The following is a 25906-nucleotide window of genomic DNA, read 5'->3' on the forward strand; positions in this document are numbered from 1 at the left end:
CTTCGCCGGCCCCGTCCGAGCTACGGGGATGCCGAAAACGTGCGGGTCGGCCGCTCATACGACATCGACCCGCCCGCGATTGCCTGCCGTGTTTCCGTTTCCGTTGGTGCCGCCCTCGGGGGTGACGGCGGGGTCCGTTCCCGGGTTCTCGTCGGTGAGGCCCAGTTCGAAGTCCGCCGCCAGGTCGAACTCCGCCTGTTCTTCCGCGTAGTCCGTCACGCCGTCCCGGGTCGGCTCGTCCGACGGGAGTTCGGGGACGTGGGTCTCCGGCTGGAGCACCGCACCCATGCCCGCGGCCGCCTCGCGCAGGGCGTCCGGCGTGGTGTCCATGATGTTGCGGAGGTGGTCCAGGTGCGGGCCGGACAGGTCGATGCGGATGCGTTCGACCCCGCCGGCACCGTCGGCGAAGATGAACTGGCGGGGCGCGGTGTCGCGGACCGTGTCGCGGTGGCCGCCCGGGCGGCGGCCCAGTGAGGCCACGACCTGCTCGTACCCGGCGCCTACCGGGACCTTCAGCAGGCGCATCGCGTCCTCCTGCGCCTGGTCGTCGTCCAGCCGGCCGACGAACACGGAGTCCAGCAGTGCGACGAAGCCCTGGATGCGCAGGAAGTCGGCCGGGATCTGGGACGACAGCAGAACGCGCACGTTCCATTTACGCGAGTCACGAGCGAACCGGTTCATGAGCACCCGGCCCGTCGGCACCTCGGACAGGAAGAACGCCTCGTCGATCCACACGCCCTTGCGGGTGTCCTTCGGGCGCTCGTAGATCGACCGCTGCGTCAGCCACGCCGCCAGGTTCAGCATCTCGACGCCCAGCGACTCCGCGTCCGTCCAGTGCTCGCGGCCCACGCCGTCCTTCGGCAGCGTCAGGCCGGCCATGGTCATGACCGTGAGCCGGTCGTCGCGCTGGTCGGTGTACGGGTCGTCGCCCTTCTCCGGGATGAGCAGCGACATGCGCTCACGCATCTCGTCGAGGAAGTCCGCCACCACCACCGCGTGCTCGTGGTGCTCCGACGCGTCGCGCCGCAGCGCGTCGAACACCAGGCTCGGGTCCGCGTCGACCCGGCCGCCGACCATGCGGACCGCACGCAGCAGCACGATCCTGGTCTGCGGCATGCGGGCGATGTCGTACGGCAGCAGCCCGGTCAGCACGTCCAGCGCCAGGCGACGGCGGGTCGCCGCGGCCAGGGCCTTCTCCCGGCGCCACGCGCGCTCCGGGTCCGACTCGTCCCGGAAGTGGTCGAACTGCGGCTCGGCCACCACCCGGTACGGGTTCAGGATGCCCGGCTGCGCGTTCAGCAGGTTGATCGGCCGCGCGTACGGCCGCAGCTCCGGCAGGTCGCACAGCTTCGTCAGCGGCCCGGACGGGTCGAGGATCGTCCAGTGCGCCCCGGCCCGCAGCGTCTTGTAGACGATGCCGCCACCGAGGAACGACTTACCGCCACCCAGGCCGGCCACCATCGCGGTCAGGCCGGAGCCGTCGCGGATCTCCTGCGCCATCCAGGGGTCCCACGCCACCGGCCGCCGGGTCGCCGTGACGGTCTCGCCGAGCAGGATCCCGCGGCGGTCACCGACCTCGGCGGTCGCGGTCGGCACGGCGGCCGCCGCCCAGACCACGGACCCGCGGCGCATGTACGCCGAGGACGCCAGCGGCTCGCCCGGGATGAACTCCCTGGCCAGCGCGTACTGCGCCTCCGGGTGCTCGATCGCGACCTTCGGCTTGTACAGCTCCAGCACCTGCTGCGCGAGCCGCAACGCGTCGCGCTCGGTCGGGCCGGACACCGCGAGCCGCCACCACGAGCGCACCCGGGTGGCCAGCTGGGTGAAGCCGGAGGTCATCTCGTCGTCGATCTCCAGCACCCGCGACGCCTGCCGGGCCAGCGACTGCGGCGGCTCCAGCTCGTGCTCGTCGGTGTAGTGGCGGACCTGCGAGCGGACCTTGTTCATCTGCCGCGACAGCTCGCCCTGCACCTCTTCCGGGCGGCGCACGTAGAGGCGGGCGGACCACTCCACCGAGGCCGCGAGGCGGTCGGAGTGCTGCACCCACGGGTCGTCGATCTCGGGGATCTGCAGGCCGTGCATCTGCCCGACCGTCAGCACCGCGACGTGGCGGGTCATGCCGGCGTTCGAGCCGGTGCGGCCACGCACGGTCACCGTCGGGGAGTACGGCTCCTGGTGGAAGTCCGCCGCGTCGGTGAACGACGCCAGGTCCTCCGGCTCCCACATCGAGTCCGGCACCGCCGGCAGGTTGCGCGGGGCGGGCAGGCCCAGCGAGCACGACCGGTGCATCAGCCAGGACATCTCCTGGGCGGTCGCCGGCCGGCCCTCCAGGCCCGCGGAGGCGATCACCTGGTCCAGGTGCTCCACCTCGGAGTCGATCGCCATCAGCTCGGCGTCCACCGCGGCCGGGAAGATCCGGCGCAGCAGCGGCGCGGCGCGTTCCACGGCCCGGTCGACCATGTTGCGGGTCTGCACCTGAACCCCCAGGTAGACCTCCTTCTCCGCCATCGACCGGCCCAGCAGTTGCTGCTGCTCGCCGATCAGGTAGTCGTCGAAGGACAGCGCGCCCGGCACGTCCGGCAGCCGGTTGACCGCGTTGTGCACGTGCGCCTCGGCCCACATGCGGATCGGGTACGGCCGGTTCGTCACCCGCAGGTGCAGCCAGCGGCCCGCGAGCTCGGCGTACTGGCCGGCGATCGCGGCGACGAGGTCCTGGCGCTGGGAGTCCGAGCGGAACGACCAGCGCTGCGGGGCCAGCCGGTACCACGCGAAGACGTCCGAGCCGTTGCGGAGGAGGTGGCCGTCGATGCTTCGCGCGGCGATCGACGGGGTATAGGTGGGAATGGACTGCTCCCCTGGGAGACGACGGTTGCGCTTGCTGTCGCCGGCCGGCCGGTACTGCGGTGCCGGGGGTGGTGTCTGTCTCGCCCGGGGTGGGTCGAGCAGGTCCCGTGAGCTGTCCCGTGAGCTGTCGAACTCCGGTGCCGCGTGCCGGCCCCGGCGCGTTGGTGACGGTGGCTGGTGACGCCGGGCCGGTGGGGGTGGCGGCGCGGGCTGCTCAGGCGCGCGCTTGCTTCGGCGTGCGAACACCGCGTCCCCTCCCCCGTTTCGTCTGGCGCTTCCTCGGGCGGCCGGTGCTCACCCGGACCCTTGTAGCACTGACGGCGCCGCCCTGTCCCGCGGTTGTCTCGCGTGGTGCGGTCAGCTCGCGCAGCCACATCGAGGCCACCGCGGAGAGCGGCCGTTCATGGCTGATCTTCGCGCAGATGATCCTCGTCAGCAGGATGGTGACCACGATGCCCCACGCGATCGACCAGAACAGCGAGATCCCGATCCGGCGCTCGACGGTGAGCACGAGGAGGAAGACCACGACGCCCACGCCCCACGCCACGTAGCGGGCGCGGAAGGGCATGGTCGCGCGAGGCGGGCCGAGCCAGACTGCGTCGACGCGGTACACCTCGTCGTCGGTACGTATGCGCACAGAGGTCCCTCTAGCTCAGCCGGTGAAGAGGCCGGCGATCCAGGTGCCGATGTTCTTGCCGGCGTCCGTGGTCACCGCCAACCCGATGATGGCGAGCGCGACGATGACACCGCCGAGGCGCCGCATGACGCCCGCGTTGTCACCCTTGCCGCCGCCGAGCCACAGGAGGAGCAGCGCGACCACGAGCAGCAGTAGCGGAATGAGGTTGTCGAGAATCCAGGTACGGACGCCGCCTGTGCCCAAACCACCGGATTCCTGGGCGAGCTCGAAGGTGGTCATGGCCATCATGTTCTTAACTCCTGGGTACGCGGCTGTTGTTGCCTGCCGTTCGTAGACGAGTGAAGCACGCCCACATCACGACGTGTAGTGACGGGGTGGCGCTCCGTAGATCCACATCTCGTGCACTCACATTCTCCTTGGCGCTCGACGACGTGCCATCTGACCACACACATGATGCGTGCGAAATGGTCACGAGACCGCCAGGATCACTCGTCTGGACCAACATCTCGGTAGGTTCACCCACATGCCGAGGGCGACCTAACTGTAGGTGCGAGGACTGTCGGGTCAACCCCTCGCTCCCTCCGTGCCTCCTCACCCGTTCGGTCCAACGGGGTCTGAGGTGGTGTATTCGCCACACGGCTCTTGACTTCGCTCGTACAGTGCGACGGACATCACTCGTTCGAGGCGCGGTTTCCTCGTGATCGTGATCGAAACGCCGCACACGGGCTGTGTGGCGACGCGCGGACGAGTCGGCATGTAAGCCGGATCCTGTCCCCGGCCGGTAAGACCGGTGGGCGGTCATCCATCTGGGCCTGCCGTCGCCGGCAGGCTCTAGCGGCCTACCCGCAGGCTCGGGCGGGCAGCCCTCGAACGCCTGCGCAGGAGCCTCGCGGCTCCCTCTTGACCTTGCTCCGGGTGGGGTTTACCGAGCCACCCCGGTCACCCGGGGTGCTGGTGGTCTCTTACACCACCGTTTCACCCTTACCTGGCAGCGGTTTTCCGCCAGGCGGTCTGTTTTCTGTGGCACTGTCCCGCGGGTCACCCCGGGTTGCCGTTAGCAACCACCCTGCCCTTCGGAGTCCGGACTTTCCTCGACGGGCAAGCCCGCCGCGACCGCCCTGCCGACTCGTCCGCGACGTCAAGGGTAACCGCCGGCGAAGAGTTTGATCATGCTACCCGCCGGTTAGCCTGGCGCCGGTGTGGGTGGGACTGCCGTTGCTGCTGGTCGTGCTGGCGTTCGCCGTGCTCAGGCCGCGCGGGTTGCCGGAGGCCGTGGTCGCGGTGCCCGCCGCGGGGCTCGTGCTGCTGCTCGGGCTCGTCGACCCCGCGACGGCCGGGCGGCGGGTGCTCGACCTGGTGCCGACGCTCGTCTTCCTCGCCGCGGTGCTGGTGCTGGCCCACCTCGCGGACGGGGCCGGCGTCTTCGCCTGGCTCGGCCGGGTCGTCGCGCGGGCCTGCCGCGGCGACGCCCACCGGTTGTTGACCCTCACCTTCTGCGCCGCCGCGGTCACCACGACCGTGCTGAGCCTCGACGCGACCGTCGTGCTGCTGACCCCGGTGGTCCTGGTGACGGCCAACGGGCTGCGGCTGCCGGCGCGGCCGCACGTCTTCGCCTGCACGCACCTCGCCAACTCGGCGTCCACGCTGCTGCCGGTGTCGAACCTCACCAACCTGCTCGCGTTCGCGGCCAGCGGGCTGCCGTTCGCGGGGTTCGCCGCGCTCATGGCCGGGCCGTGGCTGGTCACGCTGGCCATCGAGTACCTGGTGTTCCGCCGCTACTTCGCCAACGAGCTGTCCGCGCCCGCGGAGGGCGAGGCGCCGGAGCCGGGGCCGGCGCCCCGGTTCGCGCTGTGGACGCTCGCACTGGTGCTCGCCGGGTTCTGCGCCGGCCCGCTGCTGGGGCTCGAGCCGATGTGGGTGGCGGTCGCGGGCGCGCTGGTGCTGGCGGTCCGCCACCGGGAACGCCCCGCGGCGGTGGTGCGGGCCGCGGCGCCGCTGCTGTGCCTGTTCGTGGCGGCGCTGGCGGTGGTGGTCGAGGCGGTCGCGGAGCACGGCGGCCGCACCGTCCTCGACGCCGTGCTGCCCGGCTCGACCGGGCTGGTGGCTCTGCTCGCCGTCGCCGGGGTGGCGGCCGTGCTCGCCAACCTCGTGAACAACCTGCCGGCGACGCTGCTCCTGCTGTCGGTGCTCGGCCCGTCGGCACCCGCGCCGATCCTGCTCGCGGTGCTGCTGGGCGTGAACATCGGCCCCAACCTCACCTACGTCGGTTCGCTGGCCACGCTGCTGTGGCGGCGGGTGCTGCACCGGCACGACCTGACACCCGCGCCGAAGGACTTCACGCTGCTCGGCCTGCTGACCGTGCCGGCCGGCCTGGCGGCATCGGTGGTGGCGCTGTGGCTCGGGGCGCTGGTGTCAGGGCAGGTGTGAGGTGTCGTTGACCAGGCGGACCGACGCGTTGCCGTCCGGGTAGAACTCGACGATCGACAGCGACGCCAGGTCCAGGTGCAGGCGGAACAGCAGCGACGGGCCCGCGTCCAGCCCCATCCGCAGCAGCGACTTGATCGGCGTGACGTGGCTCACCAGCACGACCGTCTGGCCGGCGTGCCGCTGGAGCAGCTCGTCGCGGGCCGCGCGGACCCGTGCGTGGACGGCGTCGAAGCTCTCGCCGTTCGGCGGCGCGACGCTCGGGTCGCCCAGCCAGCGGCGGTGCAGCTCCGGGTCGCGCTCGGCGGCCTCGGTGAACGTCAGTCGCTCCCAGTCGCCGAAGTCGGTCTCCACCAGGCCCTCGTGCACCTCGACCGCCCTGCCGGACGCCGAGGCGACCGCCGCCGCCGTCTGCCTGGCCCGGCCGAGCGGCGAGGAGATCACCGCCGTGAAGTCCGTCCTGGCGAGCCGGGTGCCGGCGGCCTTCGCCTGCTGGCTGCCCAGTTCGGTGAGCGGCACGTCGCCGCGGCCCGAGTAGCGGCGCTCCCCCGACAGCGCCGTCTGGCCGTGGCGCAGCAGCAGCAGGCGGGTCGGGGTGCCGGTCGCGCCGGTCCAGCGTGCGGGCGCGGTCGTGTCCACGGGGGCCGGCTGCCGGGCCGGTCTGCCCGCCTGAGTGTCCATGGCCTCGTTTGCCAGGCGGTCCGCGTGCGCGTTCCGGGCACGCGGGATCCACGTGTAGGTGACCTCGTCGAAGCCGGCGGCGAGCTCGCGGGCCGTCGCGGCGAGCGGCTTCAGCGCCTCGTGCTTGACCTGCCAGCGGCCGGACATCTGCTCGACGACCAGCTTCGAGTCCATCCGCACGGCCACCTCGGTGGCGCCGAGCTCCCGCGCGGCGGTCAGGCCGGCGATCAGGCCCTGGTACTCGGCGACGTTGTTGGTCGCGACGCCGATGCCCTCGGCGCGTTCCGCCAGCAGCGACCCGTCATGGGCGAACACCGCCGCGCCGTAGCCGGCCGGGCCGGGGTTGCCGCGTGAGCCGCCGTCTGCCTCGACGACAACCCTCACAGGCCGGACTCCGGCGTGCGGACCATGATCGCGCCGCACTCCTCGCACGTGACGACCTCGTCGGCCGGCGAGCTGGCGATCCGGGAGATGGAGGTACGGTCCAGCTCGATCCGGCAGGCGCCGCAGCGGCGCTGACGCAGCAGGGAAGCGCCGATCCCACGGTTCTTGCGGACCCGCTCGTAGAGGTCGAGCAGCGGCTGCGGGAACCCCGGCACGAGCTTCTCGCGCTCGGCGGTGCGCCGGGCCGACACGGTCTCCAGGTCCGCGAGCGCCTGGTCACGCCGGCCGGCGGCGTCCTGCAGCGTCTCCTCGGCCTTGCCCAGCTCGACGGCCGCGTGCTGGCCGTCCAGCTCGACCGCCTCGCGCCGCTCCATCAGCTCGAGCAGCTCGTCCTCGAGGTTGCTCTGCCTGCGCTGCAGGGTATTCAGCTCGTGCTCGAGGTCGGTCATCTGCTTGGCGGACACCGTGCCGCCGGCCAGCAGCGCCCGGTCGCGGTCCTCGCGGGCCCGGACGGCGTCGATCTCCTTCTCCTGGCGCTTGACCTCGCGGTCCAGGTCGCCGAGCGTGGTCTCGTTGGCGACCTTCGCGTCCTTCTTTGCCTGTACCGCCTTCTCGGCCTCGGCGATCTCCGCGAGCTCCGGCAACGTTCGGCGCCGGTGTTCGACGCGAGCCAGCTCGGCGTCGACGTCGGCCAGCTCGAGCAGCTTCCGCTGCACTGCGGGATCGGCTTTCACCCTGGGGTCCTCCTCTGTCCGGCCGCGGCCCGTGTCGTGGCTGTGGTCCAGGGATCGGTGCGCAGCGTGGACACGGTGATGTCGACGTTACCGCCGAACCCATTCCGGAGGATGGCCGCCGCCTGGTCACACCACGGCCACTCACTGGCCCAGTGCCCGACGTCGACGAGCGCGGGTGCGCCGGCCGTCGCGAGGTGCTCGCCCGCCGGGTGGTGCCGCAGGTCGCCGGTGACGTACGCGTCGACACCCGCTCGGGTGGCTTGCGCGAGGTAGCTGTCCCCGGCCCCGCCCGCGACGGCGACGGTGCGGATGGGCCGGTCGAGGTCGCCGGCGCCCCGCACGCCCGCCGCGGTCTCGGGGAGCGCCCTGGCCACCCGGGCGACGAACTCACGGAACGGTTCGGGTGCGGGCAGTTCGCCGGTGCGGCCGATGCCGGTGCGGCCGTCCTCGTGGGGGTTGAGGATGCCGGTGACCGTCAGTCCGATGGCCTTCGCGAGTGCGTCGGACACACCGGGGTCCGCGGCGTCCGCGTTGGTGTGCGCGCAGAAGAGGGCGACCCGGTTGCGGATGAGGCGATGGACGAGACTGCCCTTGGGTGTGTTGGCCGGGACGCCGTGCACGCCCCTGAGCAGCAGGGGGTGGTGCGCGACGATGAGCTGGGCGCCGCCGTCGACCGCCTCGTCCACGGTGGACTCGACGGGATCCACGCAGACGAGGACCTTGCGAACCGGCTCGGCCGGGTCGCCGCACACGAGCCCGACGGCGTCCCAGGACTCGGCGAGGGCGGGCGGGTAGGCGGCCTCGAGCACCTCGACGACGTCGGCGACAGTGGTCAAGGTGTGAGTACCTCCGTGGTCAGTTCGGCGAGCGCGGCCAGCAGGTGCTGTGCGGTCTCCGGTTCCCGCACCGCGATGCGTAGGTGGTCGCTCGTCAGCCCGGGAAAGGTATCGCCCCGGCGCACGGCGATGCCGCGGTCCCGCAGCCGCTGCCGGATCCGCTCCCCGTTCTCCATCCTGACCAGCAGGAACGGCGCGGCGGCCGGCTGGTGGACGTGGACGCCGGGGATGTCTGCCAGTCTTTCGGTGAGCCACTCGCGGTGCCTGGCGTACCTGGTCGCCGCCTGCTCGGCCTCGCCCACCGCGTGCGGTTCGGCACAGGCCGCGACGGCCTCGAGCACGAGCGTGCCGACGGGCCAGTGGGGGCGGTGCCTGCCGAGTTCGTCGAGGAGGTCGGGGTGGCCGAGGGCGTAGCCGGCGCGGAGGCCTGGCAGTGCCCAGGTCTTGGTGAGGCTGCGCAGCACGAGCAGACCCGCCCGGCCGTCCCCGGCCAGCGACTCGGGCTCCCCCGGGACGGCGTCCATGAACGCCTCGTCGACGACGAGCACGCGACCGGGCCTTGCGAGGGCGGCGACGGTGGCGGCCGGGCGCAGCTCGGAGGTCGGGTTGTTAGGGTTCCCGAGCACGACGAGGTCCGCGTCGGCCGGGACGTCGTCGCCGGGCAGGACGCGGTGGACGGGGATGCCGGCGTCCCGGAGGACGACCTCGGGCTCGGTGAACGACGGGTGCAGGAGGGCTGCCTTCGTCGGCCGCAGCGACGGCAGGAGCGCGAACCCCTCGGCGGCACCGTTGAGGACGAGGACCTCGTCGGGCTCGCGGCCGTGCCGGGCGGCGACGGCTTCGCGGGCGCGTCGGTCGTCCGCGGCGGAGGGGTAGGTGCCGAGGCGGTCGACGGCCGCGGTCAGCCGAGCTCGCAGCCAGCCGGGCGGCGCGGTGCCTCGGACGTTCACGGCGAAGTCCCGCAGTCCCGGCGCCGCGTCCACGTCGCCGTGATGCCGCAGGTCGTTCACCAACGGATCTTAACCGCGCGGTCCGCCCTGCCCGGGCAGCCGGCCGGTCAGCGGGGCAGGCCGTAGCGGGATGGTCCGATGCCCAGCAGTCTCCGGAAGTGGCGGGTCAGGTGGGCCTGGTCGTAGAAGCCCGCCAGTGTGGCGGCCTCCGCGGCCGGGTGGTTGGCCAGCAGGTGGCGGCGGGCCAGTTCCAGGCGGCGGCCGGTCACGTAGCGGTGCGGCGGGATGCCGAACTCCCGGCTGAACGCGCGTACCAGCGACACGGGGTGCACCTCCAGCTCCGCCGCCGCCTCGTCCAGGGTCGGGGTGTCGGGGAGGCGGGCGTCCAGCAGGTCGCGGAGGCGGTGGGCCACGGACTGCCTCACCGGCGCTGCCGGCTCGGCCGCGCCCAGGTGCTGGCGCAGTCGGTCGCGGATCAGGGCGAAACGGCTCTGCGCCTCGAAGTCCTCGGTGTGCAACGACTCGTGCAGCTGGTGGATCCGTCGCCGCAGCAGCGGGTCCGCCAGCGACGGGTGGTCGACCGCGGCACCGACGCCGGTCAGGGTGTCACTCGCCAGGTACAGCACGCGCTTGCGGAACGGCCGCACCGAGCGGCCGTCGTGTGGGACGCCCGGGGGCAGCAGGGTGACCAGCGACCGCAGGGCGCCGTGCTCGTGGCGGTCCAGGTCGTACCGGACCGCGCCGTCGTCGACCAGCAGCAGGGTCCACGCGTCGTGCGTGTGCGACGGGTACGCGTGCGTCGTGAACCGCGCGTGGAACACCTCGTGGATGCCGGGCACGTTCGGGCGCCACGCCGTGATCTCGGGGCCCATGGTTAGGAACGTACAAGACGCCCGGCGGCTCGGCGGCGATCGTGGGCCGCGTGAGTTTCTCCACCAAGATCGCCGTGGTCGTGCGGGACGACCTGCCCACCTGGCAGCGGCTGAACGTGTGCGCGTTCCTGGTCAGCGGGATCGCCGCCGCCGTGCCGGAGCTCGTGGGCGAGGCCTACGAGGACGCGGACGGGACCAAGTACCTCGCGATGTTCGGCCAGCCCGTGCTCGTGTTCGAGGCGTCCGCGGCGGTGCTGTCCGCCGCGCACCGGATGACACTGGACCGCGGGCTGCCGCTGTCGATCTTCACGAAGGAGCTGTTCGCCACCGGCAACGACGCGGACAACCGCGCCGCCGTACTGGCCGTTCCCCGGGACGCGCTCGACCTCGTGGGGCTGGCGGTGCACGGACCGCGCAACGCCGTCGACAAGATCGTCAAGGGCGCGCGCATGCACCCGTAGCGACCTGCCCGCGGCTCAGAGCCTGGCGCCGCCCGTCGCGTCGATGACCTGACCCGTCACCCAGCGACCGGCGTCGGACGCCAGGTGGCGGACGACCAGCGCGATGTCCTCGACCGTGCCGACGCGGTTGAACACCGACAGCGCGGCGGCGCTCGCGCGGTTGTCCGGCAGCCAGTCCGCGTTGATGTCGGTGTCGACGATGCCCGGCATGACCGCGTTGATCGTGATCCCGCGCGCCCCGAACACCGGCGCGAACGCGAGGCCGAGGTTGTTGAGCGCGGACTTGGCCGCGGCGTACACCGGGTGGGTGGGCGCGGCGACCCGCGTGTAGCCGGTCGAGATGTTGATCACCCGGCCGCCGTCGCGCAGTCGCGGGGCGAACTCCTGCACGAGGAACAGCGGCGCGGTGAGGTTGACCTCGATCACGCGCCGGTAGGTCGCCTCGTCGATCTCGCCGAGCGGCTGGTTGCCGTTGATGCCGGCGTTGTTGACGAGGACGTCGAGGTCGCCGTCCCATTCCTCGGCGATCCGGCGGGCGGCCGCGACGCCGTCACCGTCGAGCGGGGCCTCGATGAGCACGGGCTCGGCGCCGGCCCTGGTCACCAGCTCGGCGGTGTGCTCGGCGGCCGCGCGGTTCGTGGCGTAGTGGATGCCGACCTTCGCCGCGCCGTCCGCCGCGAGGCCGACCGCGATCGCCCTGCCGATGCCCCGCGAAGCGCCCGTGACCAGTGCGTACATTTACACTCTCCTTTTCTATAGTGATCGCTATAGAAGGAAGATACTATAGTGATTGCTATGAAAGGAAGACCTCGGTCGTTCGTCCTCGAGGACGTGCTCGAGAAGGCCATGGCCGTGTTCTGGCGCCACGGGTACGAGGGCGCGAGCCTGGGCCGGCTGCAGGAGGCGACGGGGCTGACGCCGCCGAGTATCTACAACGCGTTCGGGTCGAAGGAGGGGCTGTACCAGGCGTGCCTGGACCACTACGCGAGCAGCGTCGGCGCGCGGCACCTGGCGACGCTGACCCGGCCGGCCTCGCGCGCGGGGATCCGGGCGTACCTGCTGGCGGCGGCCCGGGAGTACACGCGCTCGGACAGCCCGCCGGGGTGCATGATCTCGACCGCGTCGCTGAACCTGTCCCCGGAGCTGACGTCGGTCAGCGAGGCGACGGCAGCCCGCCGCGCCGAGGCGATGTCGCTGCTCACCTCGTACCTGGCGGACGCGGGCGCGGACGACCCGCCGACGCTGGCCCGGTTCTTCGGCGCGGTGATCCAGGGGATGTCGGTGCAGGCCAGGGACGGCGCGTCGGAGGAGGAACTGGCCGCGGTCGCGGACGTGGCGCTCGCGGCGTGGCGGTGATCGGGCAGACTCGCTGACGTGCGCCACGTGTGTTTCGTCTGGTCGAAGAACCGACGTAACAACGTGGTAGCCGGGATTGGACTGTGATGGCGGCGGGGGACGAAGCCCTAGTCGTGCGTGACTTCGCCGCCTGGCTCATCGGTCAAGGATGGACGGTCCGCACCGAGATCGACTACGTCGATGTGGTCGCGGAGCGCGACGGCCAGCGGCTCGTTGCCGAGGCGAAGGGCCATACAACCTCGCCGGGACTCGATATCGATACTGCCTGGGGGCAGCTGCTGCGCCGCATGCCGGTCATCGACGACGGCACGACCCGCTACGCGTTGGTAGTCCGCGACGAGTCTCGTTCTGTTCGGGCCGCCACGCGGGTACCGTCCCGCATTTGCGAACTGTTGCGAGTCACCCTGTACGCAGTCGCCACCAACGGGACCATACGGGAAGTGAACTCTTGATCATGCGCTGACGAAGATCGCGATCACTGCCACGATCAGCGCCAGCACGGCAACTACCAGCGAGCAGGCTGTCATCACCTGCATTCGCTTCTCACGAGCGTCGCGTTCGGCTTCCTTGCGCTCGTTCTCCTCCTGCTGTTCCGCCACCTCGGCGGCGAACTCTGCAAGTTGTCGCGCGTAGACAGCCACGTCCGCCATGTTGTTGCGTGGGAGTAGTTGCTCGGTGCTGAGAGTTGGCGGAGTGAAGTCCGGGATCCTAGGCTGAATGTCGCCTGTGGTGATCAACCTTCGGTGAGGTACGCGTGGTGGCACCCGCCGCACGACCGCAGCGTCCACACGCCGGCCGCACGTAGCTCGTCATCCGTCGGGCATCGGTGGTCATCCGGCACACGCTGCCCGCATAACGTGCGCCACTGCCCTTCCTGGCCCCGCTTGGCCAGGTGCCGCACTCCCGCCGGGTTCGCCAGCACCGGACCGGCCGGGATACCGGGCGGCAACCCGAGCGAACGCTGGTCCGCCGGTCGGTCGATCCCACACCCGCAACCGGTGACCTGGCGCACGGCCGCCCCGGCGGTCGGGGGCACGTCGGGACGGCCGTGGTCGGTGGGGCGCACAAGATCAGCGTCCGTCGCCTTGACCTCTTTGGACACGGCATGTGCCCAGGGCATCGCAGGGGGCAAGATAAGGGGGGCATTCGAACGATGACCGGGGAGAACCGCCATGGAGCGGAACGACCGACTACGGGCCGCGCGAGAGGCCACCGCGTCGCTTCGTGTCCCCGACGCACACATGTCACGAAGCGAACTGGCCGAGGCGGCGAACCGCTGGTTGACGGCCCACACGGACCGGCCGGGCATCCTGGACGACGCGTACGTTGCGAGGCTGGAGCGTGGGCGCATCCGGTGGCCGAACGTGGACTACCGGTCGGCGTTCCGTGCCGTGTTGGGCGCGTTGTCCGACGCCGAGCTGGGGTTCCGGCCGACCGGGGCGAATCGGCGGCCTGTACGACCGTTGTGGGACGAACAACCCACCGGACCATCCACACGCCCGACGGGCTTCAGCAGAGATCACAGCGAGCGCCCAGTAGATGTGACGGCGGTCCGCGCCATGGCCACCGCGTTCCAGGTCGCCGACCGCCAAGTGGGTGGCGGAGTCCTCTACGCGCAGGTGCTGCGGTATCTGAACACCGAAATCGGCCCACGGCTGGTGAACGGGCACGGATCGGCCGAGACCGCGTTGTTCGCGGCAGCGTGCTCGATGACCGAGATCGCTGGGTGGATGGCGCACGACGGCGGCAACGACAACGCGGCGCGGAACCACTTCGGCCAGGCGTACCGGCTGGCGTCGGCCGCCGACCATGCGCCGCTGGCCGGGAACGTGTGCGCGTCCATGTCGCACCTCGCGGGCCAGTTGAACCAGCCCGCCGACGCCGTCCGTATCGCCGGGGCCGGGTTGAAGCGGGTCACCGGTGCACCGGGTACGACCCGGCTGGTGGCGCGGTTGCACACGATGCGTGCCCGTGGGCTCGCCGCGCAGGGTGACCGGCACGCGTGCGGGGCGGCCCTGACGGAGGCCGAACACGTCCTGGCCACCGCCCGTGACGAGGAACCGGCGGAATGGATCGCTGGGTTCGACGAAGCGTCCCTTGCGAACGAAGCCGCGCTGTGCCTGCGACAACTGGGGGATCTCCGCGGAGCGGAGCAACAAGCCAAGCTGGTGATTCGGCTGCGGGTGGGTGACCGGGTTCGTTCCCGCGCGTTCGGGCAGTTGACGTTGGCGGGGGTGTTGGTGGACGCGGGGCGCGTGGACGAAGCCGCCACCATCGGGACCGAGTTGTGCACGGTGGCGGGGTCGTTGACGTCGGCGCGGGTCCGGGCGCGGTTGGACCGGCTGGGAGCGGCGTTGCGACCACACGCCGCCGTGCCCGAGGTCGCCGCGTTCTTGGACGCGTTGGCGTCGATCACGCCCCAAACGGACACGACGGACACCGGGTGGCCGGTGTGACCGACGCCGACCGCTGGGCGTATCTGGCCGAAGGCAACGCCAAGCAGGCCCGGAAGCGTGTTGCGGCGGATGTGTTGGTGCGGGACACGGCCGGACGGGTGCTGCTGGTCAACCCGACGTACAAGGAGCACTGGGACCTGCCCGGCGGCATGGCCGAAGCCAACGAACCGCCCCGCGCCGCGGCCGAACGTGAACTGCTGGAAGAGCTTGGGTTGATTATCACGGCCGGTCGGCCGCTGGTGGTGGACTGGGACGGTCCGCACGGGCCGTGGGACGACCAGCTGGTGTTCGTGTTCGACGCGGGCACTGTCACCCTCAACCAGGCCGCCGCAGTACGGCCGGTGGATGCCGAGCTGGACGGGGCCGCGTTCGTGTCCCCCGCCGAAGCGGCCGACCGGTTACGGGCGGACATGGCGGACCGGTTGGCGCGGGCGCTGCGCGCGCTGGAGGCAGGGACGACTGACTACGGCGAGCACACCCGCGCCTGACTGGCGCCGTTCGAGGGGCTACCCATCAGGTGCGGAACACTGGTCGCATGGTCGACGCCCTCTCCCACGATGACAACAAAATGTGTCTTCATGTTTGTTTCGTCTGTTCGGGCAACATCTGCCGCTCGCCGATCGCGGCGCTGGTCTTCGGCGCCGTGCTGGTGGAGGAAGGGCTGGCCGACAAGGTGCGGGTGACGAGTGCGGGCATCGGCCCGTGGCACGTCGGTGAGCCGGCAGACCGGCGAGCGCGGCGGGTGCTGTCGGCGCACGGGTACCCGACGGAACACGTGGCGGCCCAGGTGGACGAGGACCACCTGTCGGCGGACCTGCTCGTCGCGCTGGACGCCGGGCACGAGGCCGCGTTGCGGGACCTGCTCGCGCACCAGGGCGGCGACGGGGACGAGCGGGTGCGAATGCTGCGGTCGTTCGACCCTGATGCCGCGGACCTGGAGGTGCCGGACCCGTACTACGGGGACGACGCGGGGTTCGACGAGGTGCTCGGGATGGTCGAGGCCGCGATGCCGGGATTGGTCGAGTGGGTGCGGGCGCGGCTCTGACCGCCGAGGCGGCGGTGTCGAGGCTGCTGGGACGGGCGGTGGCCGCGGTGGCCCCGCTCGGCGGGGCGTACCGGGTGCGCCTGACCGACGGCGACGAGGTGGTGGCGAAGCGGCACAGCTCGCGGAGCGCGGTACTGGCCGAGGTGGCGGGCCTGCGCTGGCTGAGCGGGGCCTCCGGCCCCCCGATCTCCAGCCTAGCGCCGGACACCGACACGCCTGGGCCCGAGAACGCCGACCGGGAAGAGGTCCACCCACCCAACCGGAGCGAAAGTCCCACTGGTGGGCCAGGGGGTCCCCCGATTTCAACGCTACGGCAGGGGACCGACAGCCCCGGCCGCGCGGCTGGCAACCGGGAACGGAACCACCCGCCCAACCCGAGCGAAAGGACCGTTCGCATCCCAGGGGGTCCCCCGGATTCAACGCTACGGGAAGGGGGCGACAGTTCTGGTGCGGCGGATGGCAACCGGGAAGAAGATCACCCACTGGACCGGAGCGAAAGTCCCACTGGTGCCCCCGGGGGTCCCCCGGAATCAACGCTACCGGAGGGGACCGACAGTTCTGGGGCGTCGGGGAGGTGTTGTCCACAGGTGCCCGCGGTCCTGGGGTTCGACGGCGAGTGGGTGGTCATGGAGCGGGTTGCGGCTGGGCGTCCCTCCCCCGTCGCGGCTGAGGAGTTCGGGCGAGGGCTGGCCGCGCTGCACCGGGCCGGCGCCGACGCCTTCGGGGTCGCACCGCCCGGTGGTCCTGTCGACGCGTGGATCGGGCTCGCGCCCATGCGGAACGCCACCGGGGCGCGTTGGCCGGAGTGGTATGCCGAGTACCGCGTGCTCCCCTACCTGCGCACCGCCGTCGATCAGGGGGTGCTCCGCGACCCGGGGCCCATCGAGACCGTCTGCGCCAGGATCGGGGAGCTGGCCGGGCCGGCCGAGCCGCCCGCGCGCCTGCACGGCGACCTCTGGAGCGGGAACGTCCTCTGGGCCGACCGGGTCTGGCTCATCGACCCCGCGGCGCACGGCGGGCACCGGGAGACCGATCTCGCCATGTTGCACCTGTTCGGGTGTCCGCACCTCGACCGGATCGTCGCCGCGTACGACGAGAGCGACCCGCTCGCCGACGGGTGGCGGGAGCGCGTCCCGCTGCACCAGCTGTTCCCCCTGCTCGTGCACACCGTGCTGTTCGGGGGTGGGTACGGGGCGCAGGCCGTCGCCGCCGCCCGGTCTCTAGCATGAGACGTGTGCGGCTGCGGTTGTTGCTTCGCCCGGGATGGTTGGCGCTGACGGCGTTGGTGCTGATCTTCGCCGCCGTCTGCTTCACCCTGCTCGCGCCCTGGCAGTTCCGCCGCAACGAGGAACGGTCCACCACCAACGACGACATCAGCGCCTCCACCCACGCGGCACCCGTCGACATCGACACCGTCCTGCCGACAGGCGCGGAGCCGGGGCCCGGGACCGAGTGGCGGACGGTTCGCGTGACCGGGCGGTACCTCGCCGAGGACGAGGTCGTCGCGCGGCTGCGGACCGTCCTGGGCCAGCCCGCCTTCGAGGTGCTCACGCCGTTCCGGCTCACCGACGGCTCGATCGTGCTCGTCGACCGCGGGTACCTCCGGCCCGCCCAGGGCAACCAGGCCCTCGTCGTGCCGGAGTTCGCCGAACCACCCGGCGGAACGGTCACGCTCACGGCCCGGCTGCGGGCCGACGAGCGGGACCCCCGCGACCGGCCGCCCGAGCGGCGGGACGGGCGGCTGCAGGTCTACGCGGTCGGCGCTGGCGTCGTCGAGCACGCCACCGGGCTCGACCTCCGGCCCGGCTACCTCCAGCTGGGCGACGACAACCCGGGAGTGCTCGCCGCGCTGCCGCTGCCCGAGCTGGACTCCGGGCCGTTCCTCTCCTACGCCCTGCAGTGGATCGCCTTCGGCACCATGGCGTTGCTCGCCTGGCTGTACTTCACCTGGCGCGAGATCAAACCGGGCGGCGTGCTCGCGACCCCGAAGGCCGAGCGGCCGAAGCGGCTGTCGGTCGCCCAGCAGATCGCCGAGGAAGAGGAGCGCGAGCGGTCAGCGGCGGCGGCCACGCAGCAGGGCTAGCAACGCCGCCACGGCCGTGGTCAGGCTGCCCACCACGCGGGACAGCTCGACCGCGCGGGTGACGTGCCCGGAGTCCGGGACGCGGCCCTCCCCCAGGATCGGGCGCTCCTCGACGCCGTGCGCGTAGACCGTGCGGCCCCCGAGCCGGACCTCCAGCGCACCCGCGAACGCCGCCTCCACGCGGCCCGCGTTCGGGCTCGGGTGGGCGGCCGCGTCGCGGTGCCACGCCTGCCACGCACCCCGCCACGAGCCGCCGACCACCGGGGCACCCACCACGGTCAGCGCGGCGGCCACCCGGGCCGGGATGAGGTTGACCAGGTCGTCGAGGCGGGCCGACGCCCAGCCGAACCGGCGGTACCGCGGCGAGCGATAGCCGACCATCGCGTCCAGGGTGTTCACCGCGCGGTAGCCCAGCATGCCCGGCACGCCCGCGACCGCGCCCCACAGCAGCGGCGCGACGACCGCGTCGGAGGTGTTCTCGGCGACCGACTCGACCGCGGCGCGGGACAGGCCCTCCGCGTCCAGGGTGTCGGGGTCGCGGCCGCACAGGCTGGGCAGGCGCTCGCGGGCCGCGGTCAGCTCGCCGGCGTCCAGCTCGCGGCCGATCGCGGCGCCCGCCACGGCGAGGGTGCGGCCGCCGAGCACGACCCAGGTCGCGGCGGCGGTGGTGAGCACCTGGAGCACGGGGTCGCGCCGGCCGATGCGCTCGGCGAGCACGCCCAGCGCCACCGCGCCACCGCTCAGCACGGCGGCGTACGCCACCCCGGCGAGCCTGTCGTCGCGGTAGGCCACCTGCTCGACCTTCTCCGCGACCTGACCGAAACCGGCGACCGGGTGCCGCCTGCGCGGATCGCCGAACGCACCGTCCGCGGCCACCCCCAGCAGCAACCCGACCGCACGCGCCACGCTGACCAAGTGCCTCCACCCCCGTTTCCCTGCGGGGGACACGGTAGCGCTGGTCTAATGGTGGACATGCTGCGGGCGCGACGACGTGGGTTCTTCCGGCGCGAGTACGAGGTGTACGCGGACGACACGCCGGTCACCGTGCTGACCGGCGCACGTCGCGAAGGGTGCGAGTTCACCCTGTCCGGCGCGGGGTTCCGCGTCGACCGGGACGGGCGCAGGCACTTCCTGCTGACCGGGCCGGACGGGCGGATCGCCACCGCCGACCGCCAGTCCGGCCGGGAGTGGACGGTGCGGACGGCGGGTGGCGAGCTGACGCTGGCGAAGCCGTCCATCTGGCGGTCCGACTGGGAGGTCCGGGGTGCCGCCTCGGGTGCGATCCGGCAGGAAGGCTGGTTCAGCCGGACGTACTCCGCGGACGTGCCACCGGACGTCCCGCTGCCCGTGGCCGTGTTCGTGCTGTACGTGGTGCTGGTGATCTTCGAGCGGCAGGCCTCGGCGGCCGCCGGGGGCGCGGCGGCGGCCAGCGCGGCCAGCGGCTAGCTCTCCGCCCAGCCCTTGATCATCTGGTACGCGATCGACGTCCCGCCCGGGAGCTTCAGGTCGGGCTGGTCCTCGGCCAGCGCGGCGCGGACCTCAGCGCGGGTGACCCAGCGGGCGACCTCGATCTCGCCGTCCTGCGGGACCAGGGCCGCCGTCCGGTCCACCGCCACCGCGGCGAAGCCGATCATGAGTGAGCGCGGGAACGGCCACGGCTGGCTGCCCAGGTAGCGGATGCCGGCCACGTCGATGCCGACCTCCTCGCAGATCTCGCGGGCCACGCACATCTCCAGCGACTCGCCGGCCTCCACGAAACCCGCCAGCACCGAGTAGCGCCCGGGCGGCCAGATCGGTTGGCGGGCGAGGAGGACCGACGCACCGTTCTCGCCCTGGTCGTCGTGGACCAGGCAGATCACCGCCGGGTCCGTGCGGGGGTACTCCTCGCGGCCGCAGCCCGTGCAGTGCGTCGCCCAACCCGCGTTGACGCGCTCCACCGGGGAGCCGCAGTTGGCGCAGAAGGCCGCGCGCGCGTGCCAGCCGGCCAGCGCGACCGCCGTCGTGAACAGGCCTGCCGCCGTGTCGGACAGCAGCGCTCCGGTCGTGCGGAGGTCGTGCCACTGCTCGCCATCCGCGGAGGTCGCGCCCGACCACAGACCCCAGGAGCGGTCCGGGGACGCGAGGCCCTCCGTCAACTCCTCGTCGGTCACCAGCGCCCAGTAGCCGACCCCGTCCAACTCGCCGAGCAGCGTGGCCTCCGGCGGCAGGTCGCCGGCCGTCGGCCGCGTGGACAGCTCCGTCATGTCCGCGTTGACCGGGGTGCGACCCTTGCGGTCCACCAGGACCACGCGACCCGACGCCCACAGCTTCGCCAGGCGGGCCGGATCGGTGCGGGCCGGCTCCCGGCGGTCCACGGTGGACCGCGAGAGCCTCGGCACCGCGGCGAGTTGGAACCGGCTCACTCCGAAACGCCGCCCAGCGCCCGCAGGGAGCGCAGTTGGGCGGCGTCGCCGACGATCACGCCGGTGTACCGCGCCGGCGAGAAGAACTCGAGCGCGGCCTCGGCGACCTGCTCGCCGGTGACCTCCTTGAGCCGGTTCGGGTGCTCCACCAGCCAGTCCGCGCCGAGTCCCAGTGGCGCCAGCGCGGCGAGCTGGGACGCCAACCCGGTCTGCGACGCGGTCGCGATCAGCAGCGAGCCGATGGCGTACTGCCGGACCGTCTCGACCTCGTCGACGGTCGGCGGGACCACGCCGAGGCGGCCCAGCTCGTACCGCATCTCCAGCAGCGCCGGCGCGGTCACCTCGCTGGCCGTGTCCGCGTCCACCAGCAGGGTCGCACCCCGGATGGTGAACTCCAGCGACGACCGCGCGTGGTAGGTGTACCCCTTGTCCTCGCGGATGTTCTCCACCAGGCGCGAGGAGAAGAAGCCGCCGAACACCAGGTTCGCCAGCTGCAGCGCGGGGTAACGCGGGTCGCTGCGCGGGATGGCCTGCGCGGACAGCCGCAGCTGCGACTGCACGGCACCCGGCCGCGGCACGAACAGCACGTCGCCGCCCACCACGTCCGGCAGGTCCGGCAGCTCGACCGCGCTCTTGTCCGAGGTCCAGCCGGCCAGCGCCGCGCCGATCTTCGCGACGGCCACGCCCGGCTCGACGTCGCCGACGAACACGAGCACGGATCCCCGCGGCAGCAGGGAGTTCCGGTGCATGGCCTTGACGTCGTCGGCGGTCACCGTCGCGACGTCCGCAGCTTCCGGGGTCTCGCGGGTGAAGGGGTGGTCGCCGTAGCGGTGGCGCTGCAGCGCCTCGCGGGCGATGACACTCGGCTGCGAGCGCGCCACCGCGATCCGCTCGACGAGCCGGGCCCGCTCGCCCTCGACCTCCTCGTCGCGGTAGGCGGCGCCGGTCAGGGCGTCGGCCAGCACGTCGAGCAGCGTGTCGAGACCGCTGGCCAGTGCGTTGCCGCCGATGGAGAGGCGCTCCGGGTCGACGGCCGCGCCCAGCTCGCCGCCGACCAGTGCGATGTCGGTGTCCATGGCGACGCGGTCGCGGCGCTGCGTGCCGGTGAGGATCGTGGCGGCCAGCACCTCGGCGATCGCGGCGTGCCGGGAGTCGGTGCCAGCGAACGGGATCCGCAGCCGCAACTCCGCCATCGGCACCGTCGGCTGGTACACCGCGATGACGCGCAGACCGTTGTCCAGCACCGTGTCGACCGACTCCAGGCCGGTGGCCGAGCGCTGCTCACCGAGGTCCGGCAGCTGACGCGGCCCCAGCTCGGTGCGGCCGATCTCGGCGGCGGTACGGAAGGTCGTCACTTATTTCCTCCTGCGTTGGTCTGAGTCGCTCCGCGCCGCCGGCACTACGCTCCCGCGGGCGTCACGGTCAGCACCGCGCGCGAGTCGGGGCGCAGCGTCTTGGCGGCGGCGGACACGGCGTCCGGTGTGACGGCGGACAGCCGGTCGGTGAGCTGGTACACGAGGCCGGGGTCGCCGTAGAGCAGCTCGAACGAGCCGAGCGCGAGTGTGCGGGACACCAGCCGGTCGTGCTCGCGGTGCAGGCTCGCGACCCAGCGGGCCGTCACCTTGGCGAGCTCCTGCTCGGACGGCGGGGTGCTGGCGAGTTTGTCCAGCTCCTCGTCGACGGCACGCAGGACCCGCTCCTGGCTGACGTCCTGCGAGTGCACGGTCGTGATCGTGAACGTGTCCGGGTCCCGTGCCTCGAACGGGCCGAACAGGCCGCAGGCCGCGTTGACGTCGTTGACCAGCGGTTCCTTGAGCACCAGGCGCTGCTGCAGCCGGGACCCGTCGCCCTCGGCGAGGACGGACGCGAGGACCAGGTGGGCGAGGTAGCCGTCCATCTCCGCGATCGGGTCCGGCATGCGGTAGCCGATGGCGAGCGCGGGCAGCGGCGCGTGCTGGTCGATGTGCTCGGCGGTGAGCTGACCGTTCGGCGGCGGCTCGCCGAACGACGGCCGGTCCGGCGCGGAGCGGGCGGGGACGTCGCCGAAGTGCCCCTCGATGAGGTCGCGGGCCTTCGCGAGGTCGAGGTCGCCGGCGACGGTCAGGACCGCGTTGGCCGGCGCGTAGTAGGTGTCGAAGAACTGGGCGCAGTCACCCAGGTCGGCCTGCTCCAGCTCGGTGAAGTCGCCGTAGCCGTTGTGGGCGTTGGGGAACGTCTGGTACAGCACCGGCGGCAGGAGGATCCACGGGAACCCGCCGTAGGGGCGGTTGAGGACGTTGAGGCGGATCTCCTCCTTGACCACGTCCACCTGGTTGCGCAGGTTCTCCTCGGTCAGCTTCGGCGCCCGCATGCGGTCGGCCTCGAGGAACAGCGCGCGCTCCAGGCCGGCGGAGGGCAGCACCTCGAAGTAGTCCGTGTAGTCCGGGTGCGTCGAGCCGTTGAAGGTGCCGCCCGCGGACTGGACGTGCCGGAAGTGGGCGAGCTTCTCCAGGCTCTCGCTGCCCTGGAACATGAGGTGCTCGAAGAGGTGCGCGAAGCCGGTGCGGCCCTCTGGTTCGGAGCGGAACCCCACGTCGTAGTGCACGCTCACACCGACGACCGGAGCGGTCGGGTCGGGGGCGAGCACCACGCGCAGTCCGTTGGCAAGCGTGAACCGGGTCAGCTCATTTCCAAGCATGTCCCGCAGCCTACGCAAACCCGCGGGTCCGACGCGTCCGCCCCGCGGGTGTCCAGGTGCGGGTCAGCGCGGGGACGCGCCGCCCAGCGCGCGGTCGAGGGCGGCCAGGAGCGCCGGGAACCTCGTCGGGAAGTCGGCCGGGGTGTCCGTCTCGTACCAGTAGACACCCGAGGTGCCGTCGGCCTCGGTGTTGAGGTCGGCAAAGCGGCGCACCCAGCCGTCGACCTCCCCGAGGACGACCGCGTAGGGCAGCGAGCGGGACAGCACCATCTCCCGGTCCGCCTCGGGGATCGTGCTCGCCTCGGTGGTCCGCAGGTAGCCCAGCAGGCCGCGCACCTGCTGCACGAGCACACTGCCCCGCTTCGTCCGCGCCGGCATCATGCGCGCGCCCAGCGCCAGGCCCAGGCCGCCCACGACGAGGGCGAGGCCGAGCTGCGCGTGCCCGACGGTCAGCGCGAGCACCACGGTCGCCGCGACGCCGAGCAGTGCCAGCAGGACACCCACGATCGACCACAGCGACCGGTCGTGATCGGGGCGGCGGGCAAACCACTCGCGGGTGACCACGTCCGAGTACATAGCCTCACGCACCGCACCCATGTCCACGCGCAGGGCCGAGATCGGCACCTCGTTCGCGTTGCCCAGCAGCTGGTGGTAGACGGCCCGCTCGTAGTCTGTCAGGACGCCGTCCGGGGGGTTGCGCCGCACGAGCACCCACTCGTTCGGCCCGAGCTCACGGATGAAGAGGTAGTTGCGCACGGCCAGGTCGACGATCGTCGCGGTCACGTCCGCGACGTCGACCCGCTCGTCCACGACCGTGCCCACCTGACCGGGTAGTACACCGTCGGGTGACGCGAACGCGACGCGGCCGCCGTCGCCGGTCATCAGCAGCTCGACCGGGCCGACGTCGGCGGCGAGTGCGCGGGCGTCCCGTCCGCGGGCCAGCCACAGCAGCGCGAACCCGCCGATCAGCAGGAGCACCAGCGCGCCGAGGCCGATGCCGCTGGCGCCGGTGAGGGCGAACGCGTTGGCCGTGCCGATGTCGTCGAACCGGGCGTTGGCGCCGACCGTGCCGGCCGGCAGCCTGACGGTCAGGTCGACGCGCTGGCCGGCGGGCAGGCTCTCCTGCACGACCCGCAGCACCTGGGTCGAGTCGGTCAGCGCGGAGCGGCACGGCGAGTGGCTGCCCAGCGCGCCGGCCAGACACACCACCGCCTCCGGCTGGTCCGGCGCGATGAACGACGCACGCAGCACGCGGACCCTGGTGTCCCAGCCGCTCGCGACCTGCCAGCGCACCTCCTGGTGGCCGGCCACCTCGGTGACCGTGCCGTCCACCGTGTACGTGACGGTGCTGGCGCCCTCACCGATGCTCATGACGAACTGCTCGTCGCTGACCTCGGTGGTGGCGTTGCCCTTGACCTCGACGTCGCGGACGGAGAACACGCGGTCCTGGTCGTCGCCGGCCTTGATGCGCAGCGGTGCGCGGCGGGTCATCGTCCTGCGCGCCTGGACGAACACCTGCTCGGTGACCGACAGGCTCCCGTTCCGCTCCAGCTTCATGGCGATGTTGATGCTCCCGGGCAGCAGGGGCCGCGGGATCCCGCCGCCGGGCAGCGGACCGCTGGGCTTCGTGGGGTTGATCATGCTCGGGTCGAGGCTCGGCTTCCCCGGTGGCTGCAGCGAGGGAATCGTCGACGGCGGCCGGGGGTCCGACGGCAGCGTCGGTTGTGCGGCCGCCTGCCCCGGAGCACCGAGCACGCACAGGGCGGCAAGGGCTGCCGCGCGAATCCCCCACTTCACCAACACGCCTGCGGAGGATAGTCGAGTGCCCATATGCTCACGCGCTGTCTGAGCAGAAACAGGGGGACAGGGGAATGACGCAGCCGCCGCAGGGTCCGTGGCGGCCCATGGGGCCACTGCCGCCACCGCGAGCCAGGCCGCTGCCGCCCAACGCGGTGCCGGGTCACGGCGGGCACCCGCCGACCCGGCCGTACGGCGTCCCGCCCGGAACGCCACCGGGACCTCCGCCGCCAGGCATGCCACCGGGGCCACCCGGACTGCCGCCGGGGCCGCCACCCGGAATGCCGCAAGGGCCGCCGGGCGGCATGCCGCCCGGCGGGTTCCCCGGTGGTCACCCGCCCAGGCCACCGCGGTCGACCATGCCGCCGTGGGCGCCGTATCCGGGTCACCCGCACATGCTCGCGCCGCACCGGCCGTCGAACACCGGCGCGCTGATCGCGACGCTCATCGTCGTGGTGCTGCTCGGCGGCGTGGCCACGGTGGGCTTCGTCGCCATGAACAACAGCGGCGACAGCGTCGCGGACACCGGCTACGACACCGTGCCCACGTACACGCCCCCGTCGTCGGACGGCGACCCGTTCCCCACCACGACGTACACCAGGCCGACCACCACCACGACGACCGAGACCACCGAGGACACCGAGGACACCCCGACGGAGACGACGCCCGCGGGCCCGCAACCGGTGTACGTGACGGGCGACAACCCGCTGTTCCAGGGCGACGTGGGCACGCCGGCGGTCACGTGCGGCCTGACGCGGTGGGAGACCAGCCCGGCCGGCGCGGCGGCGTTCTTCCAGAGCGCGCTGCCGTGTCTGGACGCGGCGTGGCAGCCGGTGCTGCGGAACCAGGGGCTGCCGTTCTTCTCCCCGAACCTGGCGTTCCCGGAGGGCACGCAGTGGGACAGCCCGTGCGGCGCGGTGTCCGCCGGGGCGATCGCGGCGTTCTACTGCAGCCGCGACAACACCATCTACATGCCGTTCGCGGCGCTGCAGACCGACCTGTACGGCGCGCGGCCGGGCGTCTACCTGGCCCTGTTCGCGCACGAGTACGGCCACCACGTGCAGACGCTCGCCGGCGTGATGGACGCGTACTGGGACCAGCGGTACGACGCGGGCGCCGACACCGAGGCCGGACTCGAGCTGTCGAGGCGGTCGGAGTTGCAGGCGCAGTGCTTCTCCGGGATGTTCCTGGCGGCGGCGTACGGCCGCGGCTCGGTCGACGACAACATCCTGGACGAGGCCCGCACCAGCCAGGACCGCGGCGACCA

General features: G+C 72.3%; 27 protein-coding genes and 1 other RNA gene. 11 read left to right on the forward strand and 17 right to left on the reverse strand.

Going from position 1 to position 25906, the window contains the following annotated elements; translation table 11 throughout:
* Positions 1-54 precede the first annotated feature (54 nt).
* The 4 genes from ACJ73U_RS25050 to rnpB form a co-directional block, all read right to left on the reverse strand.
* Entirely contained in the window at positions 55-2946 is a 2892-nt protein-coding gene (locus ACJ73U_RS25050; protein ID WP_407780175.1) for an ATP-binding protein, read from the reverse strand.
* A 112-nt stretch (positions 2947-3058) separates the two neighbouring features.
* Positions 3059-3481, reverse strand: coding sequence for a hypothetical protein (locus ACJ73U_RS25055; protein WP_407780150.1), 423 nt, complete (start codon positions 3479-3481; stop codon positions 3059-3061).
* Positions 3482-3496: 15 nt separating this feature from the next.
* On the reverse strand, positions 3497-3769 hold the full coding sequence (locus ACJ73U_RS25060; protein WP_407780151.1) for a hypothetical protein: 273 nt from the start codon (positions 3767-3769) through the stop codon (positions 3497-3499).
* Positions 3770-4222: 453 nt separating this feature from the next.
* An RNA gene (gene rnpB, locus ACJ73U_RS25065) (RNase P RNA component class A) lies at positions 4223-4610 on the reverse strand.
* Between the two features lie 68 nt (positions 4611-4678).
* On the opposite strand from rnpB, the gene ACJ73U_RS25070 reads away from it, so the two are divergent.
* Positions 4679-5908 carry an SLC13 family permease gene (locus tag ACJ73U_RS25070; protein ID WP_407780152.1) on the forward strand — a complete coding sequence of 410 codons (1230 nt, stop codon included), beginning with the start codon at positions 4679-4681 and terminating at the stop codon, positions 5906-5908.
* Here ACJ73U_RS25070 and ACJ73U_RS25075 read toward each other — a convergent pair.
* From ACJ73U_RS25075 to ACJ73U_RS25095, 5 genes are read right to left on the reverse strand one after another with little or no spacing between them, the layout of a single operon-like run.
* Positions 5894-6970, reverse strand: a complete 1077-nt coding sequence (locus ACJ73U_RS25075) for a bifunctional RNase H/acid phosphatase (RefSeq protein ID WP_407780153.1) — start codon at positions 6968-6970, stop codon at positions 5894-5896. The two genes, ACJ73U_RS25070 and ACJ73U_RS25075, sit on opposite strands and share 15 nt — an antisense overlap.
* Positions 6967-7704, reverse strand: a complete 738-nt coding sequence (locus ACJ73U_RS25080; protein WP_407780154.1) for a zinc ribbon domain-containing protein — start codon at positions 7702-7704, stop codon at positions 6967-6969. Before ACJ73U_RS25080 ends, ACJ73U_RS25075 begins: the two co-directional genes overlap by 4 nt.
* Positions 7701-8540 (reverse strand): Nif3-like dinuclear metal center hexameric protein, encoded by an 840-nt coding sequence (locus ACJ73U_RS25085; protein ID WP_407780155.1) that lies wholly within the window; start codon positions 8538-8540, stop codon positions 7701-7703. Before ACJ73U_RS25085 ends, ACJ73U_RS25080 begins: the two co-directional genes overlap by 4 nt.
* Positions 8537-9550: an Rv2231c family pyridoxal phosphate-dependent protein CobC gene (gene cobC / locus ACJ73U_RS25090; protein ID WP_407780156.1), complete on the reverse strand. Its 1014-nt coding sequence runs from the start codon at positions 9548-9550 to the stop codon at positions 8537-8539. Before cobC ends, ACJ73U_RS25085 begins: the two co-directional genes overlap by 4 nt.
* A 47-nt stretch (positions 9551-9597) precedes the next feature.
* Positions 9598-10362 carry an AraC family transcriptional regulator gene (locus ACJ73U_RS25095; protein ID WP_407780157.1) on the reverse strand — a complete coding sequence of 255 codons (765 nt, stop codon included), beginning with the start codon at positions 10360-10362 and terminating at the stop codon, positions 9598-9600.
* A gap of 50 nt (positions 10363-10412) precedes the next feature.
* On the opposite strand from ACJ73U_RS25095, the gene ACJ73U_RS25100 reads away from it, so the two are divergent.
* Positions 10413-10823, forward strand: a complete 411-nt coding sequence (locus ACJ73U_RS25100; protein WP_407780158.1) for a DUF2000 family protein — start codon at positions 10413-10415, stop codon at positions 10821-10823.
* 15 nt (positions 10824-10838) lie between these two features.
* Here the strand turns inward: ACJ73U_RS25100 and ACJ73U_RS25105 are convergent, their stop codons facing one another.
* Positions 10839-11561 carry an SDR family oxidoreductase gene (locus tag ACJ73U_RS25105; RefSeq protein ID WP_407780159.1) on the reverse strand — a complete coding sequence of 241 codons (723 nt, stop codon included), beginning with the start codon at positions 11559-11561 and terminating at the stop codon, positions 10839-10841.
* A gap of 57 nt (positions 11562-11618) precedes the next feature.
* Between ACJ73U_RS25105 and ACJ73U_RS25110 the strand changes: the two genes are divergently transcribed.
* Both ACJ73U_RS25110 and ACJ73U_RS25115 read left to right on the forward strand, forming a co-directional pair.
* Positions 11619-12179, forward strand: coding sequence for a TetR/AcrR family transcriptional regulator (locus tag ACJ73U_RS25110; RefSeq protein ID WP_407780160.1), 561 nt, complete (start codon positions 11619-11621; stop codon positions 12177-12179).
* Between the two features lie 113 nt (positions 12180-12292).
* Positions 12293-12631: a hypothetical protein gene (locus tag ACJ73U_RS25115; RefSeq protein WP_407780161.1), complete on the forward strand. Its 339-nt coding sequence runs from the start codon at positions 12293-12295 to the stop codon at positions 12629-12631.
* Here the strand turns inward: ACJ73U_RS25115 and ACJ73U_RS25120 are convergent, their stop codons facing one another.
* Both ACJ73U_RS25120 and ACJ73U_RS25125 read right to left on the reverse strand, forming a co-directional pair.
* Positions 12632-12820 (reverse strand): hypothetical protein, encoded by a 189-nt coding sequence (locus ACJ73U_RS25120; protein WP_407780162.1) that lies wholly within the window; start codon positions 12818-12820, stop codon positions 12632-12634.
* A 92-nt stretch (positions 12821-12912) separates the two neighbouring features.
* A complete protein-coding gene (locus ACJ73U_RS25125) occupies positions 12913-13299 on the reverse strand; it encodes a hypothetical protein (protein ID WP_407780163.1) in 387 nt (128 codons plus the stop codon).
* Positions 13300-13420: 121 nt separating this feature from the next.
* Between ACJ73U_RS25125 and ACJ73U_RS25130 the strand changes: the two genes are divergently transcribed.
* The 5 genes from ACJ73U_RS25130 to ACJ73U_RS25150 all read left to right on the forward strand — a co-directional run bounded on the left by ACJ73U_RS25130 (position 13421) and on the right by ACJ73U_RS25150 (position 17763).
* Positions 13421-14635, forward strand: a complete 1215-nt coding sequence (locus ACJ73U_RS25130) for a hypothetical protein (protein WP_407780164.1) — start codon at positions 13421-13423, stop codon at positions 14633-14635.
* Entirely contained in the window at positions 14632-15123 is a 492-nt protein-coding gene (locus tag ACJ73U_RS25135) for an NUDIX domain-containing protein (RefSeq protein ID WP_407780165.1), read from the forward strand. The genes ACJ73U_RS25130 and ACJ73U_RS25135 overlap by 4 nt, the downstream gene beginning before the upstream one ends.
* A 47-nt stretch (positions 15124-15170) precedes the next feature.
* Positions 15171-15680, forward strand: coding sequence for a low molecular weight protein-tyrosine-phosphatase (locus tag ACJ73U_RS25140; RefSeq protein ID WP_407780166.1), 510 nt, complete (start codon positions 15171-15173; stop codon positions 15678-15680).
* A 482-nt stretch (positions 15681-16162) separates the two neighbouring features.
* Positions 16163-16909: a fructosamine kinase family protein gene (locus ACJ73U_RS25145; protein WP_407780176.1), complete on the forward strand. Its 747-nt coding sequence runs from the start codon at positions 16163-16165 to the stop codon at positions 16907-16909.
* On the forward strand, positions 16906-17763 hold the full coding sequence (locus tag ACJ73U_RS25150) for an SURF1 family protein (protein WP_407780167.1): 858 nt from the start codon (positions 16906-16908) through the stop codon (positions 17761-17763). The genes ACJ73U_RS25145 and ACJ73U_RS25150 overlap by 4 nt, the downstream gene beginning before the upstream one ends.
* On the opposite strand, the gene ACJ73U_RS25155 is transcribed toward ACJ73U_RS25150, so the two are convergent.
* Positions 17734-18678: a cobalamin biosynthesis protein gene (locus ACJ73U_RS25155; protein ID WP_407780168.1), complete on the reverse strand. Its 945-nt coding sequence runs from the start codon at positions 18676-18678 to the stop codon at positions 17734-17736. The genes ACJ73U_RS25150 and ACJ73U_RS25155 overlap by 30 nt on opposite strands.
* 48 nt (positions 18679-18726) lie before the next feature.
* Here ACJ73U_RS25155 and ACJ73U_RS25160 point away from each other — a divergent pair, with 48 nt between their 5' ends.
* Complete coding sequence (locus ACJ73U_RS25160; protein WP_407780169.1) at positions 18727-19209, forward strand: hypothetical protein; 483 nt, start codon at positions 18727-18729, stop codon at positions 19207-19209.
* On the opposite strand, the gene nudC is transcribed toward ACJ73U_RS25160, so the two are convergent.
* The 4 genes from nudC to ACJ73U_RS25180 form a co-directional block, all read right to left on the reverse strand.
* Positions 19206-20165 carry an NAD(+) diphosphatase gene (gene nudC / locus ACJ73U_RS25165; RefSeq protein WP_407780170.1) on the reverse strand — a complete coding sequence of 320 codons (960 nt, stop codon included), beginning with the start codon at positions 20163-20165 and terminating at the stop codon, positions 19206-19208. The genes ACJ73U_RS25160 and nudC overlap by 4 nt on opposite strands.
* Entirely contained in the window at positions 20162-21520 is a 1359-nt protein-coding gene (locus ACJ73U_RS25170) for a M16 family metallopeptidase (RefSeq protein ID WP_407780171.1), read from the reverse strand. Before ACJ73U_RS25170 ends, nudC begins: the two co-directional genes overlap by 4 nt.
* 44 nt (positions 21521-21564) lie before the next feature.
* Positions 21565-22842 (reverse strand): M16 family metallopeptidase, encoded by a 1278-nt coding sequence (locus tag ACJ73U_RS25175; RefSeq protein WP_407780172.1) that lies wholly within the window; start codon positions 22840-22842, stop codon positions 21565-21567.
* Positions 22843-22905: 63 nt separating this feature from the next.
* Positions 22906-24645: a DUF2207 domain-containing protein gene (locus tag ACJ73U_RS25180; RefSeq protein WP_407780173.1), complete on the reverse strand. Its 1740-nt coding sequence runs from the start codon at positions 24643-24645 to the stop codon at positions 22906-22908.
* Between the two features lie 68 nt (positions 24646-24713).
* Here ACJ73U_RS25180 and ACJ73U_RS25185 point away from each other — a divergent pair.
* A partial coding sequence (locus tag ACJ73U_RS25185) for a neutral zinc metallopeptidase (protein WP_407780174.1) occupies positions 24714-25906 on the forward strand: 1193 nt, incomplete at its 3' end.

The organism is Actinophytocola sp. (assembly GCF_045807065.1).
Taxonomy (GTDB): domain Bacteria; phylum Actinomycetota; class Actinomycetes; order Mycobacteriales; family Pseudonocardiaceae; genus Actinophytocola.

Bases quoted from the DNA above. Each gene is read 5' to 3' on its own strand.
- ACJ73U_RS25060 (WP_407780151.1), bottom strand. From the start codon at position 3,769: ATGATGGCCATGACCACCTTCGAGCTCGCCCAGGAATCCGGTGGTTTG.
- ACJ73U_RS25095 (WP_407780157.1), bottom strand. From the start codon at position 10,362: ATGGGCCCCGAGATCACGGCGTGGCGCCCGAACGTGCCCGGCATCCAC.
- ACJ73U_RS25105 (WP_407780159.1), bottom strand. From the start codon at position 11,561: ATGTACGCACTGGTCACGGGCGCTTCGCGGGGCATCGGCAGGGCGATC.
- ACJ73U_RS25110 (WP_407780160.1), top strand. From the start codon at position 11,619: ATGAAAGGAAGACCTCGGTCGTTCGTCCTCGAGGACGTGCTCGAGAAG.
- ACJ73U_RS25125 (WP_407780163.1), bottom strand. From the start codon at position 13,299: ATGCCCTGGGCACATGCCGTGTCCAAAGAGGTCAAGGCGACGGACGCT.
- ACJ73U_RS25130 (WP_407780164.1), top strand. From the start codon at position 13,421: ATGTCACGAAGCGAACTGGCCGAGGCGGCGAACCGCTGGTTGACGGCC.
- ACJ73U_RS25140 (WP_407780166.1), top strand. From the start codon at position 15,171: ATGGTCGACGCCCTCTCCCACGATGACAACAAAATGTGTCTTCATGTT.
- ACJ73U_RS25150 (WP_407780167.1), top strand. From the start codon at position 16,906: ATGAGACGTGTGCGGCTGCGGTTGTTGCTTCGCCCGGGATGGTTGGCG.
- ACJ73U_RS25160 (WP_407780169.1), top strand. From the start codon at position 18,727: ATGGTGGACATGCTGCGGGCGCGACGACGTGGGTTCTTCCGGCGCGAG.
- ACJ73U_RS25175 (WP_407780172.1), bottom strand. From the start codon at position 22,842: ATGCTTGGAAATGAGCTGACCCGGTTCACGCTTGCCAACGGACTGCGC.